The sequence below is a fragment of the Algoriphagus hitonicola genome (genome assembly GCF_900113375.1).
Lineage (GTDB): Bacteria > Bacteroidota > Bacteroidia > Cytophagales > Cyclobacteriaceae > Algoriphagus > Algoriphagus hitonicola.
This window is the reverse complement of sequence record NZ_FOPC01000010.1, coordinates 167628-182274: the sequence shown is the minus strand read 5'-3', so window position 1 is coordinate 182274 and position 14647 is coordinate 167628. Positions and strand designations below refer to the sequence as shown.

Here is a 14647-nt window from a genome sequence, read left to right as displayed (position 1 = left end):
GATCAGTTGGCGGATCTGGTAAAGGTCCTGTATGCCACGGACCGTCACTCCGTTGGGAAACACCACTTCCAGTCCAACGGAGGGTAAAGGGGCAGTTACTTCTGTAAATCGGACAACAGGAGTTGCTGAAGAAACATTGACTTTTCGGTACCAATAGGAAAAGGTGGGCAGCTTGATGTTCTCACGAAGACAGAATTCCCGCTGGGTAAGGCCGCTGGACTTGAAGGAAGCTACTGCTGCTTCCATTTGTTGTTGACTTGCTCTTTTCATAGGTTTGTTTTTGATGCAAACCTATAGCTGGTAAGGGATTTTTGGAAGATGTACTTGGCGGGGTGGGTACATTGAAAGAGGGATTCCTCGGATTCAAAATGCTGCCAATAGAATAAATAAACCCATTCATTTAATGGGGAGTGGAGCAAAGTGTAACGGCCAAAGCCACTTCGGATTTTGATTATGTAATTAAAGGTATTAATTGTAGACAATGGAGTAAGAAAAAAAATCCCTGCCAGGAGCTCCATCCAGAATAGATAACCTTCCTAGAAGAATTGATTTATTTAGGGGAACGCTTTATCCCACAAAGCCAGAAACAAACATGAGGAACTGATTGAGAAGATCGCGGTGAGGAAGGATGGCTACATCGAAACATTCTTGGTCAACGAGACAAGCGAAAACGTCTGGCCTGCCTTCCGGCAAAGGCAGGTTCGATCAGTTCCGGATTATGAGCACAGGTCCGCTTATTGTCCAAGAAACGCATGGAGCCTGTCCCGATGAGCTTGCCTCCAGTGGGAGGCGAAGCGATATCGGGAATCCTTGGGGAGTAGAGCTTGGAGGACTTGGATATCAGTATGGAGAGGACCGAGCGTTAAAAATCAGTCCAGTGGACTGATTTAGCGAGGGGTCAGCTTGCAGGGTGGGAGGAATCCTTATCTTTATAGTGAGGACTGAGCGTTAAGGATTAGCCCGGTGGGCTAATCTATGGAAGTGCCAGTTTGAAGGCGAGTTGCAAACGGCCACTTGGGAGTGAATCTGTACGATTATGGAGCGAGGATGTACAGCCTGTCCCGATGAGCTTGCCTTCCGATAGGAAGGTTAAGCGATATCGGGAATCCAGCCATAGGCAGATGGTTTGTGATCGATCCCTTGGCAGAGAAAATGACCCGCCATTCTCCGTTCAACTATGCCTTTGACAACCCGATCCGATTTATCGATCCGGATGGGATGGAGCCTTACTCTATTTTGGGAGCTGTAACCTTTAATGGGTATGTGGCTCCGGATGAAAATGGGGATATTATGGGGGGTACAGGTAAAAAAGGAGAAAAAGTTAAAAAAAGAGAGTGTATTCCTTGTCAAGAAAGAACAAAAGTTTTGAATGAGATTAGAAAAAGATCTGAACTAAAAATTAATGAGAATTTGGCTAGCGATATGGGAAAAACAGGTCTAGCTTTGCCCAGTTTTGAAATTTTATCTTCAGTCATAAAAACGGTTGAAAGTGCTTATAATAGCACCATAGATGCATCAATTTCACCATCTGAAAATTTAAGGGGGATTGGTTTTAGACTTGCTTTAGCTAGCACCTCTCTAAGTGGATATGAAGCATATAAAGAGTATAAAAATGGTGGAGTAAAGAATGTAATTTTGCAAAATGGAGTTGGATTTACCTTTGGATTCTTGGGTATTTCGTCATCAATTCTCGAAAAATTTGGTTTTGGTTCTGGGTTATTAGGAAGAGCTGTAGGCATAGGTGGTTTAGGATTAAGTAGTTTTCAAATAATGTTTCAAAATTATAAAAATATGGATAGTTTAAGGTATGCTCCAAATTATATTGATAAAGATGGTGTTCCGTATTATGGTGTAGATGGTTTTAATTGGGATGAAGATTTTTAAAAGAATGAACATGTTTTATAAAATTTGGGCTGACTGTTTATATAGGATTATGATTAACGCTAGAAGTAGGAAAAAAGCTCTAATTAATTCTGTTGTAATCATGAGTTTTTTCATGTCTATAAATTTTTTAACAATAATGTTAATTGCTCAAAGGAAATTAGGAGAGTTTTTTTATGAAATTAATATTAGGCATTTTTCTGGATTTATTAATTACATTTTAATATTATTTATATTATATTATTTACCAATGGTAGTAGTAAATACCTTTTTTTTAGTGAGAAATATAAAAAAAGTGAATTTACTTATCACCCAAGGTGAATTGAACGGAAAATTTATTTTGACTTACATGCTAATTTCAGTATTTATTCCTATAATTTTATTTTGGACTTTTTGGCTAATTTAAGTTCGTTATTGGTTTAAGAATGAAATATTTTAATAGCCTTGAGGAGCGCAGGCGTAGCCCCCGAAAAAATATCCCCAAACCACCACACCAAAGCGACCACTTCAACACGTTTCCAGTTCATCAACTCTCCAGTTCCCCGCCAGATACTCCATAGATACCCCGTAGATATCCCGTAGATACCTGCACTTTTCTCCATACTTTCCACATTGTCCACAGGGTCTACTTTTTCTACAGATTCCAATGAATACACAGAATCCATACTTTCTACTTTCGTTTTGATCCTCAAATACTTAGCTCCAGATTAGTGCCATGTTTCACTTAAATCAATTGAAAACATGGCTAAACAAAGTTCAATAATCAAACTCGAAGGAACGATCGGTGATCTCTCCTTCTATAAAAATAGAGATGGCAAATACATCGCCAGAAGAAAAGGGGGCGTCAGCAGACAAAGACTGCTCAATGACCCCAAATTCCAGCGAACCCGTGAAAACATGCAGGAATTCTCCCAGGCTGCATCCGCGGCCAAATTCCTGAAAAATGCTTTCCGGGAAATCGAACTCAGATCAAACGGGGGAAAACTGCATAACCGCCTTTACTCTGCGGTCAACAAGGTCCTTAAAACCGACCCGGTAAGTCCCAGAGGAGAACGCAGATTCGAACTCGGGGATATTCAAATGATGCGGGGATTCGAATTCTCAGAATCGGCCGTTTTCGGAGAAATCTTGAAAAAGCAGTTCGAGGTCCTGGAGGATGAATCCTCAGTCACGGTGACGATTGAGGAAATGGCACCTTCCAAATACCTCATCTCTCCCAAAGGATCATCGCATTACCGCTTCTCACTCATTCGCGCAGCTGTCAACTTTGAGGGGCAGACATTCAAGGCTGAAATCCAAAGCTCAGAATTCCTGCCTTTAGATGCTTCATCCGCATCGGCTGAAGTCCTGACCCTACCTATTCCAAACCAGGCAAATGAAAATTACTTCTTTGCCTTAAGCTTGGAGTTTGTCGAGGAATTGAATGGCGAACAATACGAGCGCCGGGATATTTCCCAGAATCCCGCAGTGATCGTTGCGGTAGTCTAAGCAAATGGACCTGCTGCTGGAAAGGGAATACTGGCCAGGAGGAACAAGCGGGAAACTCTATCTGGACGGAGAGTTTTTCTCCCTAACAGTGGAGTCCCCACCCGCCCACTTTCTTCCAAAGGTATCATGTATTCCCGAGGGAATATATGAACTCGATCTAACCGTGGAAAACCATCGCCCAAAACTGATCCTGTTCAAAACCCCCAACGGAATGAGAAAGGCCTTCAAAAAACAAGTGGAAATAGGCCTATGCTCAGGTTTGCAACACATCGTCCTGGTATCTGCAATTACCGATGAAGGAAAAGGAATAGCCGATCCGGTAAAATTCCGAACCCTGAAAAATCGGGTAGGGCAGATACTCAAGAAAGATCAAAAGGCTACCCTGGAGATAAGGAGCTGTCCAGATCAGGCCTTAAATCTGACTTACCATCGAATCGAATGGATGGACTGATGTGGCATGCTATTTCGGGAGGAGTCATCGCGCTCCTCCTTTCCATCATCGCTTTCTTCCTGAAGCTCCTAGTCCAGGACATTAAGTCGATGAGTACCGAGATTTCCAAAATCAAAGAAGCGCTAGTCAGAATGGAAACCGAACTCGCCATGGTCAAATACATGCTGCTGAAATACCCCAATCTCATCAACAAAAAAATCATGAGACTCTGGGGAAGCAAAATCGGTGATTCATAAATTAGACTATTGCTATTCGCTGGTTTGGAAAGATTAAAATTCTAACCGTTTAAAACCAACAAACTCATGAATTTACTCACAGAAATAAAAGAAAGGGCCCAGGCGCCCACCCCGAAGTTTTTCCGGATCCTAAAAAGAGCCGGATTGATCATCGCAGCCGTAGGGACGGCAGTGATCACCGCACCGGGATCGGTTCCCGCTGTCTTGGCCGCCTATGCAGGGCATGCCATCACCGCAGGCACCATCCTGGTGAGCATTTCCCAACTCACCGTAGATGAGGAAAGACTGCACGAGAAGCTGCTGTCCACGGTACAATAAATAGTTTATTCCTAATCAAACTAAAGCCGGGTGGGTCTCCTGCCCGGTTTTTTCCTTAACCTTTGAGGTCTTCGTCAGCGAAGTCGATACAGGTCATTTTTTCAGTATTGTGAATTAGATTAGACCTCGAAGGTTTCTTTCGCTAGTTTCAGGATTCCAACCCTCCGAGGGTTTATCTTAATCCAATGCGAGATATGGTCAATAATCAATATTAGAACCGAATCCCTCGGAGTGTTTATTCTTTGATAATTATCGGTAGTTTGGGGATTTGGTCCTATTAATTTTTTTTCTTCCTCCTCGGCACCACGGGGCTGATATCCGGCGGATCCTCGGGCCGAGGTTGGACACTTTTCTATCACTTTTACCCCGCATTCCGCAGCTCCTTTCAGTCTCAGCTCCATACGGGGCTACGCCACAGGGGCACAGGTATTCAAGGTTTGACCCCTCTGGGGTCATTACTTTATACCTAAAATTGCCTAGGAACAAAACTTCGAAATTCATCATTCGATATTTTTCTAGCCGACGTTCGGGAATTGGTCCTAATCAAATTTTATCTTCCTCCTCGGCACTGCGAGGCTGGTTTCTGGGAGATCCTCGGGCCGAGGTTGGGGTATTTTGTCGTGACCAAACCCCGCATTCCGCAGCTCCTTTCAGTCGCAGCTCCATACGGAGCTACGCCACAGGCGCACAGGTATTCAAGGTTTGACCCCTCAGGGGTCATTTTAGGGAACACTTCAAATGTAGGTTTTGGGAACTTTTATGTTGGCCAATCGACACTCTGTGTCAGATTTCTGACTTAAACTTTCAGCATTACTCACACTTCGAAATTCATTATTTCCCATTCATCATTCGATATTTTTTCAAAGGTCAGACATCACCAACCTCCCAACATCCCATCGATTCAACTTTCGACAATTCCCCAAATCTGAACCATGAACCCCAAAACTACATTTTAACCATTAACTATTTAACCCTGAACCAATGAAGTAGGCAGTCACAGTTTTCAGTAGGCGGATCAAGAACCCAGAACCCAGAACCCAGAACCCGTTGCGCCTTGCGAGCATGTCGATTAAAAAATTCCTCGATTTCCCCCATCGCCTATTTAACAATTAACTTTTAACCCTTTCTGCTTCCTCGATTCTTTCGGAATTGGACATTAATTCGGAATGGATAAACCAATTAAATTGAATAACCGTTTTCTCATCCCATCGTTATTAAAAGAGGGTAACCTGTCTTTTTCCCTTATAAAAAATTAAAAAAACCACTATTCCAAAGGCCTCCTGCCTTTTTGGTGCTCTTTAAAAACTACCCTTGATGAAGCTAAATCGACTAAAATGGACTTTTGTATTGCTGGGAATTTTAGCACTCTCTGATTCCTTGGCCCAGCGCCTATCCGGTGGCTATACTTTTGCCATAGACGATCAATTGGATGAACGGATTTATGCCATCGATAAACTCGAGTTTTTTGAAGAAACAGGAAATTCCCTAGATATCGCCACGGTTTCTCATCCGGATTTTCAGGGTAATTTTAAAACCAATCCGGCTTTCTCCAAAGGAAAATTTGACCCTAATAAAACCTATTGGGTAAAAGTCTCCATTCTCAGAAATCCAGCCAGTCAAAAAAACTGGATTCTGGAATTTTATGATCAAACCATCGACCATCTTGACGCATATCTCCCTCAGAATCAAGGAGGTTTTCGAAAGGTTGAACTTGGCGATGAAAGACCCTTCAGTCAGCGGCTTTTCTCTCATAAAAATTTCGAAATCCCGGTCAGCAATGTGAGCGAAGGAATCACCAATTATTATTTCAAAATCCGCTCTTCCCAAAAAGCTGACATTCGAATCGCCTTCCGTTCAGTCAACCGCTTTGTATTTTATTCCCTCAGTGAATATTTCCTCTACGGGATTTTTTATGGGATGATCCTGATTATCACGCTGTATAATCTCCTGATTTATGTGGCTATCAGAGAGATCAAATATCTCTATTATGTCTTTTACCTGCTCAGTGTAGCGGGTTTTGCAATGGCGGCTGACGGGATTGGCTTTCAGTATCTCTGGCCCAACAGCCCCGAATGGAACAGCTACGTTAACGGAATTTTTGGCTTTGGGATAGTGGCATTTGCGATATTTTTCTCCATTCGATTTCTTAATCTGAAACTAAGGCATCGATTGCTGTACCAGTTGCTGCGCTGGTTTTTGGTAGCCAAGTCAATTTTGTTTTTGGCTGGTTTGGCCGGAGTTCTCGAATTATTGGAAGTGCAGGTGTATGATATTCTGCCTTTCCTCTTGATTTTGGTAGCGAGTATTTTGGTGCTGGTCAAAGGCTATAAAGTAGCCCGATTATTCGTAGCCGCCTATGCCATTTTGGTTTTGGGAGTATTGCTTAAAATCCTGGTGCATACCGCCGTTATTCCACATAGCACAGTCCTTTATTACAGTTTGCATATGGCATTTCTGATCGAGATGCTACTATTGACTTTAGCCTTGGGAGACCGGGTTAAAATCCTCAAAGAAACTAAAGATCGCGCTTTGCTACGTTCCCTGAGACAAGCAGAGACCAATGCCCAGCTGAAGGATAAGGTCAACGCCGAACTGGAGCAAAAAGTAGCTGACCGCACTTTCGAACTGGAGGAGAAAAGTAGATTGTTGGAGGCTTACAACACCCAGATTTTGGAAAAAGACGAAGAAATCAAGCGCATCAATTCCCTGCTGGATAAGGATATCTGGAAGCTCAAATCCAAAATGAAAGAGAGTCTGCGAAATCAGATTACCAATAAGAAGCTGACTTATGAGGAATTTAAGGTGATTTTTCCGGATGCAACGGCCTGCTATCGCTATTTGGAGGAAATCAAATGGTCCGAGGGCTTTACTTGTAAATCATGTGGGCAATCTAAAGAAGCCAAAGCTCCGAAACTTTTCCATCGAAGATGTGGCAGTTGTGGACATATCGAGTCCCCAACGGCAGGTACCATTTTTCACGGTATTCGGATTCCTTTGGAAAAAGCGTTTTATCTGGTCTATCTCGTGGTTTCCGAACAGGATCAGATGACCTTGGAGCAACTCTCACACTTACTGGATCTCAGAGTAAATGCTATTTCTAATTTTAAAATCAAGGTCAGGACCGCAAAAATAAGCTTGGGAAAAACCTCCCCTGAATGGGAAGAGTTCTTGATAGATCCTCCAGTGATGAGTTTGAATTGAAGAGGTTAGAAGACGGTAAATTTCTTTTGATAACCAATCGATAAAAAATACTTTAAAAGTCGATTTAAATCATAAATGGCAATATTTTATCTGATATTGAATCGGGAAAAAGATCATTTTTTTAATCCATTTCGGGCTTGATTTTGATGAGTTTCTAAGGAGCTTTCCCTCCATACAGATTGTAGTTTGATAAATTTAGGTATTGCTTTTCACTAAAAGCATCTTTTTCAAAACCATATCAAACTAAACCCAAACCCCCAATGAAACACTCATTACCGAAAAGGGAAAATCAGCTGAGTCTGATAAGCCGAATGCGCTATTTCCTTTTGATTCTACTCATTATTTTCAGTCAGGCCACTTGGGCTCAAAGCGGAGCGGTGCAGGGAACCGTGATCGATTCCAATGGTGATCCGCTTCCTGGAGTCAATGTGGTAATCAAAGGAACGACAAATGGTACCGTCACAGATCTAGACGGTAAGTACATATTAAATGCTGCTTCAGATGATATATTGATATATTCCTTTGTGGGATTTATGTCCCAGGAAATACCAGTCGAGGGAAGAAGTGAAATAAATGTCACTCTCGCGGACGATACTTCGGACTTGGAAGAGTTTGTCGTGGTCGGATACGGGATTCAGCGAAAGAGTGACTTGACTGGATCCATTTCTTCGGTTAAAGCTGAGGAACTTACCCGGCTCCCGGTATCCGATGTGACGCAATCCTTGCAAGGGCGTGTATCCGGTGTTCAGATTACGTCCAACTCCGGTGCACCAGGTTCAGGAGCAACGGTCCGGATTAGAGGAGTGGGTACGCTAAACAATTCTGATCCGCTATTCGTGGTGGATGGGATGCTGTTGGACAATATTGACTTCCTCAACCCTAATGATGTAGAGTCCATGGAAGTGCTGAAGGATGCTTCTGCCACAGCGATCTACGGTTCGAGAGGGGCTAATGGAGTCATTATCGTGACTACGCGTCAAGGAGATTTTGATACCGAAACCCGCATCAGTGTGGATGCCTACACGGGAGTGCAGCAGGTGGCCCGTCAAATCGATTTGGTAAATGGGCGGCAATTTGCCGAATTGGCAAATGAACTGGAGCAAAATGTAGGGAACCAACCTATATACAACGAAGGCGAATTCGGAGAAGGTACCAACTGGCAGGATCAGATTTTCAGAACCGCACCCGTCAATAATGTAACCTTGGGAGCAAGTGGAGGAAATCAAAACACTAGCTTCAATCTTAGCGTCAACTACTTTGATCAAAAGGGAGTAGTCAAAGAATCCGAATTTGAGCGACTGACCATCCGACTCAACAATCAATACAAATTGACCGACGCGGTAACCTTTGGTCACAACTTCTCTTTCATCTACAATAATCAACAAAATGAGCCTGGGGTAGTAGGAAATGCTTACCGCGCTTATCCCATCTTTGATCCTATAAATGAAGATGGAGATTATACAAACACCTCTCCGGTTGGGAACCCCGCGGCGCAGTTTGAATACAACTCAAACAATAGAAACCACAGCTATAGAGGAGTAGGTAATTTCTTTGCTGATGTGAAATTCTTGAAGGATTTCACTTTCCGAACCAATCTTGGATTGGATTTGGCTTTCCGGGACGGAAAATCATTTACTCCGGTATACTTTGTGTCACCTACCCAGCAAAATCTTGAAAACTCCGTTTCGGTCAGTAATGGTAGAAGCCGGAATATCCTCTGGGAAAACACGGTGAATTACAATACCGAATGGGACGATCATCGATTGAATCTCTTGGGTGGGATTACCACGCAGTCTTTTTATACCGAATCGCTTTCAGGAAGTCGAAGAAACCTACCGGGTGAAGATCCTTCGCTTTGGTATTTGAGTGCGGGTGATCAAACTTCCCAAACCAATGCGAATACCGCCGGGGATTGGTCCATGTTGTCTTTCTTATTTCGTGCCAATTATACCTTCAGGGATAAATTTTTGGTGACAGGTACCTTTAGAAGAGATGGTTCCTCTCGATTTGGCCGGGAAAATCGCTTTGGTAATTTCCCATCCATCGCTTTGGGATATCGCTTGATCGAAGAGGGTTTTATGCAGGATCAGACGGTATTTTCGGATCTGAAAATCAGAGGTAGCTGGGGAATTATCGGAAATGATAAAATTGCCTTTTACGAAGGTCGTCCGGTGGTGACAGGTAATCAAAATGCAGTTTTTGGTCAAAATGAAGAATTGCTTTACGGTGCTACCTTGACCCGTTTGGCCAATCCATTTATTCAGTGGGAAGAAACGGTTACCTCTAATTTCGGATTGGAATTCGGTATGTTGGATGATCGCTTGATCGGTGAATTTGATTACTATTATCGCCGAACCAATGATATTTTGGTGGGGGTGCCAATTCCTGCCTATGTGGGTGCTTCCAACAATCCGGTGGTCAATGCAGCTTCGGTGGAAAACCGGGGAATCGATGTGACTTTAAATTGGAGAGATAATAAAGGGGATTTCAATTATAATCTTGGAATAGTCGCTTCTACGGTAAACAATGAAGTCTTGGATATCGGTGAAGGAAATGAAGCGATCTTTGGTGGAGCCGTGGGAATCAGTGGCTTATTGGGTAGCCGAACGGTAGTTGGTGAATCCATCGGTCATTATTTCGGGTACAAAACCGCGGGAGTTTTCCAAAACGAAGAGCAACTCAATAATACTCCGACCCGTGGACCGGAAGTTCCCGGTGATTTGATTTTTGAAGACACCAATGGAGATGGAGTGGTCAACAACAATGACCGGGTAATCTTGGGAAGTCCAATTCCCGATTTGATTTTTGGTTTCAATATGGGATTTGATTTCAGAGGAATAGATTTTAGTGCCGATTTCAACGGAACCCTGGGGAATGAAATCTATAATGCCAAAAAGCAGGTCAGATTTAATACGTACAATTTTGAAACTTCCTTTTTGGATCGCTGGACCGGAGAGGGAACTAGTACTACCGAACCTCGGGTAACTAACGGAGGGCATAACTACGAAGTCTCGGACCGATTTATTGAAGATGGATCTTTCTTAAGATTAAGAAATGTGCAGGTAGGGTACACTTTTCCTGCGGCCACGCTGGAAAAGATCCGAGTTCAAAATTTCCGCTTATACGTATCCGGAACCAATTTATTCACCATCAGCAAATACTCCGGTTACACTCCTGAAATCGGCGGCGGAAATGTCCTAGGAACTGGCTATGATAGCGGGATTTATCCTATTGCACGTACCATCAACGTAGGTGTTTCTGCAAACTTCTAAACCCAAAACAAAAATGAAAACATACTTCATAAATCAAATTAGAACACTGGCTTTGGGTTCTATTTTGGCCCTTGGCCTGGTTTCCTGCGGCGATGAGTTTCTGGACCGTGCTCCAAAAGGAGAGCTGACGTCGGATAATTTCTTCCAAGATGAGCTGCAGGCTGAACAAGCGGTAAATGCGATCTATTCCCATTTGCGTAGCTTTAATGTCCATGTATTTTCTTATGTGGGAATTACCGATATCGCCTCGGATGATGCTGATAAGGGATCTGTTCCCGGTGATGCAGGATTTCTTCAGGATATCAATGACTTTACGTTTGACGCGAACAATACCGCGGTAAATGGAATCTGGTCAGGCTATTTTCAAGGTGTATTTAGAGCCAATCAGGTTTTGGCCAATATCGATGATATAGAGATGGACGAAGAATTGAAAACAAGATTGACTGCTGAATCTCGGTTTTTACGGGCTTATTTCTATTTCTTTCTGGTGAGAACCTATGGAGATTTGCCTCTAATTGAAAGTCCCCTCAATCCCGACGAATACCGTCAAGAGCGGGTTTCCACTGATCAGATTTATGCCTTTATTGAAGAAGATTTGAATTTTGCGGCAAGCAATCTGCCCGAAAAATCCGAATATGATGCGACAGATTTGGGAAGAGCTACTTCCGGTGCAGCCAAGGCTTTTCTGTCAAAAGTTCATCTGTTTCAAAATGATTTTCAAGGAGCCTATGACATGGCTTTGGACGTGATCAATTCTGGTGAATATGCACTTTATCCTGATTATGAGGCGATTTTCCGAAGAGAAGGGGAGCACAGTTCTGAATCTATTTTTGAGGTATCCACTGTCGCCCTGGAGCAGGGAGGTGGAGGTTCCCAATTCAATGAGGTTCAGGGGATCCGTGGCAATCCTAACAATGGTTGGGGTTTTAATGGTCCCTCGGATGATTTGGTCGCCGCCTATGAAGAAGGTGACCCAAGATTGGAAGCTACTGTCATTACCAATGGGGATACGCTTCCGAGCGGTGAAGTAGTGCAGGCAGATCCCAATATGGGTTCGGATGCGCGATTTAGCCGTAAAGCTTGGCTTCCTGAGCGTCCTCCAATTGGTTTTGGAAACAGTGGGGCAAATATTCGTATCTTCCGTTATGCCGATTTATTGTTGATTGCGGCAGAAGCAGCCAATGAACTTGGAAACAGCTCGGAGGCGCTGAATTATTTGAATCAGGTGAGGGAAAGAGCCCGTCAGGGAAATCCTGACATCCTACCCGATGTGACAATCACGGATCAGCAAGAACTCAGAGAAGCCATCTGGCATGAGCGCAGGGTAGAGCTTGCTATGGAGCAGCATCGCTATTTTGACTTGGTAAGACAGGGAAGGGCCCAAGAGGTATTTTCCGACTTAGGGATTACCTGGACCCCGGGAAAGCATGAGGTTTATCCCATTCCTCAATCTGAAATTGATATCAGCGGAGGTACCCTCAATCAAAACTCCGGGTATTAAACTTAACCTTTACAGAACTTGGAAATTTCTTTAGGAAAGAAAGGGGAGTATCTGTTGAGGTATTACTTGAATTGATTTTAGCCGGATTTCTGGGACAGTCTCAGAAATCCGGTATTTCTTATTTCAAACTCATTTGCTATGAAGACAATTAACGCTCTTTTATCAGGCTTTTTGATCCTGTTGGTATTATTTTCCTGTCAATCTACCGAAGAAGTAAAAAGCAATCTGGAGATAGATGGTTATGAAAACCATGTGGAACTTCGCTGGAATCCTGAGCAAGATGTGGATGAATACTCGGTTTATGTGAGTTTGGATGGGGAAAGTTTTACGCTAAGAGGAGAAACGCGGGATACCCTTTATATGGATTTTGTATCCGATCTCGGCAGTGAGGTGAAGTTGGAATATCAAGTTCGGGCCAAAGGTGAAACTGATTCCCTGACCGTTGCAAGGGGAGAAACCGCTACTCGAAAAATGAGTGATGAAGAACTTTTGGATATGGTGGAATATTATACTTTTCGCTATTTCTGGCATGGAGCAGAGCCTAATTCCGGAATGGCACCTGAGCGCATTCACCTTGATGGAGATTATCCAAACAATGATGCCCATATCGTCACTACGGGAGGAACAGGTTTTGGACTTTTTGGGTTGATTGCAGGGATTGATCGAGGATGGGTCAGCCGTGAGGTTGGATTGGAAAGAATGGAACGTATCGTGGGATTTTTGGAGAAATCAGACCGCTACCATGGTGTTTGGCCCCATTGGATTGACGGGAAAACAGGCAAAACAAAGCCATTTAGTTCCAAAGATGACGGAGCTGATTTGGTTGAATCTGCGTTTTTGATGCAAGGCCTTTTGGCAGTTCGGGAATATTATAAAAACGGTTCGAATGGAGAAAAAGCCTTGGCTGATCGGATTAATTCCCTTTGGAAGGAGATGGATTGGTCTTGGTTTACCCGTGGAGGTCAAAATATTTTGTTTTGGCACTGGTCCCCAAACTATGATTGGGATATGAATTTTGGACTGCAAGGCTATAATGAATGTTTGATTACCTATGTTTTGGCGGCAGCCTCACCCGATCACAGTATTGATCCCGCAGTGTATCATGAAGGTTGGGCCCGAGGCGGGGAAATCATGGTCGACAAGGAAGCTTTCGGATATAAGTTGGGTTTAAAACACAACGGTTCGGAGCAATTGGGTGGCCCGCTGTTTTGGGCACATTATTCTTACTTGGGATTAAATCCTTTGGGATTGGAAGATCAATATGCGAATTATGAGGAAGAAAACAGGAACCATACCCTGATTAACCGGGCTTGGTGTTTGGACAATCCCAATGAATTCAAGGGGTATGGAGAAGACTTATGGGGCTTGACTGCTTCCTATTCGATTAACTTCTACAATGCCCATCATCCGGGAAATGACAATGGGGTGATTTCACCGACTGCTGCGGTTTCGTCTATTCCCTACACACCGGAAGAATCCATGGCCGTGATTAAGAATCTCTATTACAACTATGGAGAAAAAGTCTTTGGGAAATACGGTTTTTACGATGCCATGAGTCCTGAACATGATTTTTATCCTAATAGATATCTAGCTATAGATCAGGGCCCTATGGTGGCAATGATCGAAAATTACCGAAGTGGTTTGGGTTGGGACCTGTTTATGGGAGCGCCGGAAGTACAGGAAGGTTTGAAAAAGCTGGGTTTTAGCAGTCCGGAGTTGGAGTGAGGTTGGGTTTCTTTGAAATCTAGGCTGTCGGGATTTGCAATCCCGAACCCCTATCATAGGATTTGTAATCCGGATCAATGAAAAGGGCAGCTATGCCGCCGTTAGTAGCCAGTCCGCCTCAGGCGGATCAACACTCACGGCACTTTACCACACTTCGAAATTCATTATTTTTCATTCGTCATTGGATATTTTTTTGCTGACGTTCGGGAATTGGTCCTATCAATTTCTTTCTTCCTCCTCGGCACCACGGGGCAGGTATCCTAACATCCACGGGCCGAGGTTTCCGCCGCCGTGAGTAGCCTGTCCGCCTCAGGCGGATCCTCACTCACGGCTTCGCAGAAAAGGCCGTACCTTTAGGGCTTGCCCCCTTCGAAATTCATCATTTGATATTTTTTTGGAAAAAGGTCCTAATCAATCTTTGTCGACCTCCTCGGTACCGAAGCCAACCCTCGAGGGTTCTCCCTAATCCAAAGCTTGATTTTATCAATTAAAACAACACATTGTCAGGCCAAATCCCTCGGAGGGTTCTTTTGCTGATCATCACCTTACGTTGGTTCTTTTGGGAATTGGCCCT

Annotated in this window: 12 protein-coding genes; 10 read left to right on the top strand and 2 right to left on the bottom strand. The window is 43.5% G+C overall.

What is annotated here, in order from left to right:
• The coding region (tnpA, locus tag BM043_RS14335; protein ID WP_092792808.1) for an IS66 family insertion sequence element accessory protein TnpA at positions 1-270 on the bottom strand (270 nt) is incomplete at its 3' end.
• Positions 271-628: 358 nt separating this feature from the next.
• On the opposite strand from tnpA, the gene BM043_RS19395 reads away from it, so the two are divergent.
• Together BM043_RS19395 and BM043_RS14325 are read left to right on the top strand one after the other, a co-directional pair.
• Positions 629-886, top strand: coding sequence for a hypothetical protein (locus tag BM043_RS19395; protein ID WP_143189547.1), 258 nt, complete (start codon positions 629-631; stop codon positions 884-886).
• A gap of 254 nt (positions 887-1140) precedes the next feature.
• Positions 1141-1884 carry a hypothetical protein gene (locus tag BM043_RS14325; protein WP_143189546.1) on the top strand — a complete coding sequence of 248 codons (744 nt, stop codon included), beginning with the start codon at positions 1141-1143 and terminating at the stop codon, positions 1882-1884.
• A 416-nt stretch (positions 1885-2300) separates the two neighbouring features.
• Here BM043_RS14325 and BM043_RS14315 read toward each other — a convergent pair whose 3' ends face one another.
• Positions 2301-2546, bottom strand: a complete 246-nt coding sequence (locus BM043_RS14315; protein ID WP_092792800.1) for a hypothetical protein — start codon at positions 2544-2546, stop codon at positions 2301-2303.
• Between the two features lie 76 nt (positions 2547-2622).
• Here BM043_RS14315 and BM043_RS14310 point away from each other — a divergent pair, with 76 nt between their 5' ends.
• The 8 genes from BM043_RS14310 (at position 2623) to BM043_RS14270 (ending at position 14073) form a co-directional block, all read left to right on the top strand.
• The gene (locus BM043_RS14310) at positions 2623-3369 is read left to right on the top strand and encodes a hypothetical protein (RefSeq protein WP_092792799.1); all 747 of its coding nucleotides are present in this window, start codon (positions 2623-2625) and stop codon (positions 3367-3369) included.
• Positions 3370-3373: 4 nt separating this feature from the next.
• On the top strand, positions 3374-3820 hold the full coding sequence (locus BM043_RS14305; RefSeq protein WP_092792797.1) for a DUF5675 family protein: 447 nt from the start codon (positions 3374-3376) through the stop codon (positions 3818-3820).
• Entirely contained in the window at positions 3808-4056 is a 249-nt protein-coding gene (locus tag BM043_RS14300) for a hypothetical protein (RefSeq protein WP_092792796.1), read from the top strand. The genes BM043_RS14305 and BM043_RS14300 overlap by 13 nt, the downstream gene beginning before the upstream one ends.
• Positions 4057-4122: 66 nt before the next feature.
• Positions 4123-4374 carry a hypothetical protein gene (locus BM043_RS14295; protein ID WP_092792794.1) on the top strand — a complete coding sequence of 84 codons (252 nt, stop codon included), beginning with the start codon at positions 4123-4125 and terminating at the stop codon, positions 4372-4374.
• 1314 nt (positions 4375-5688) lie between these two features.
• On the top strand, positions 5689-7575 hold the full coding sequence (locus BM043_RS14285; protein ID WP_092792790.1) for a 7TM diverse intracellular signaling domain-containing protein: 1887 nt from the start codon (positions 5689-5691) through the stop codon (positions 7573-7575).
• A 260-nt stretch (positions 7576-7835) separates the two neighbouring features.
• Positions 7836-10847, top strand: a complete 3012-nt coding sequence (locus tag BM043_RS14280) for a SusC/RagA family TonB-linked outer membrane protein (RefSeq protein ID WP_092792788.1) — start codon at positions 7836-7838, stop codon at positions 10845-10847.
• A 13-nt stretch (positions 10848-10860) separates the two neighbouring features.
• Positions 10861-12348, top strand: a complete 1488-nt coding sequence (locus BM043_RS14275; RefSeq protein WP_092792837.1) for a RagB/SusD family nutrient uptake outer membrane protein — start codon at positions 10861-10863, stop codon at positions 12346-12348.
• A gap of 138 nt (positions 12349-12486) precedes the next feature.
• On the top strand, positions 12487-14073 hold the full coding sequence (locus BM043_RS14270) for a glucoamylase family protein (protein WP_092792786.1): 1587 nt from the start codon (positions 12487-12489) through the stop codon (positions 14071-14073).
• Positions 14074-14647: the final 574 nt, after the last annotated feature.

What these genes read in the sequence shown, in the direction of transcription:
- BM043_RS19395 (WP_143189547.1), top strand. Translation starts at nt 629, where the DNA reads ATGGCTACATCGAAACATTCTTGGTCAACGAGACAAGCGAAAACGTCT.
- BM043_RS14315 (WP_092792800.1), bottom strand. Translation starts at nt 2,546, where the DNA reads ATGGATTCTGTGTATTCATTGGAATCTGTAGAAAAAGTAGACCCTGTG.
- BM043_RS14310 (WP_092792799.1), top strand. Translation starts at nt 2,623, where the DNA reads ATGGCTAAACAAAGTTCAATAATCAAACTCGAAGGAACGATCGGTGAT.
- BM043_RS14305 (WP_092792797.1), top strand. Translation starts at nt 3,374, where the DNA reads ATGGACCTGCTGCTGGAAAGGGAATACTGGCCAGGAGGAACAAGCGGG.
- BM043_RS14300 (WP_092792796.1), top strand. Translation starts at nt 3,808, where the DNA reads ATGGATGGACTGATGTGGCATGCTATTTCGGGAGGAGTCATCGCGCTC.
- BM043_RS14295 (WP_092792794.1), top strand. Translation starts at nt 4,123, where the DNA reads ATGAATTTACTCACAGAAATAAAAGAAAGGGCCCAGGCGCCCACCCCG.
- BM043_RS14285 (WP_092792790.1), top strand. Translation starts at nt 5,689, where the DNA reads ATGAAGCTAAATCGACTAAAATGGACTTTTGTATTGCTGGGAATTTTA.
- BM043_RS14280 (WP_092792788.1), top strand. Translation starts at nt 7,836, where the DNA reads ATGAAACACTCATTACCGAAAAGGGAAAATCAGCTGAGTCTGATAAGC.
- BM043_RS14275 (WP_092792837.1), top strand. Translation starts at nt 10,861, where the DNA reads ATGAAAACATACTTCATAAATCAAATTAGAACACTGGCTTTGGGTTCT.
- BM043_RS14270 (WP_092792786.1), top strand. Translation starts at nt 12,487, where the DNA reads ATGAAGACAATTAACGCTCTTTTATCAGGCTTTTTGATCCTGTTGGTA.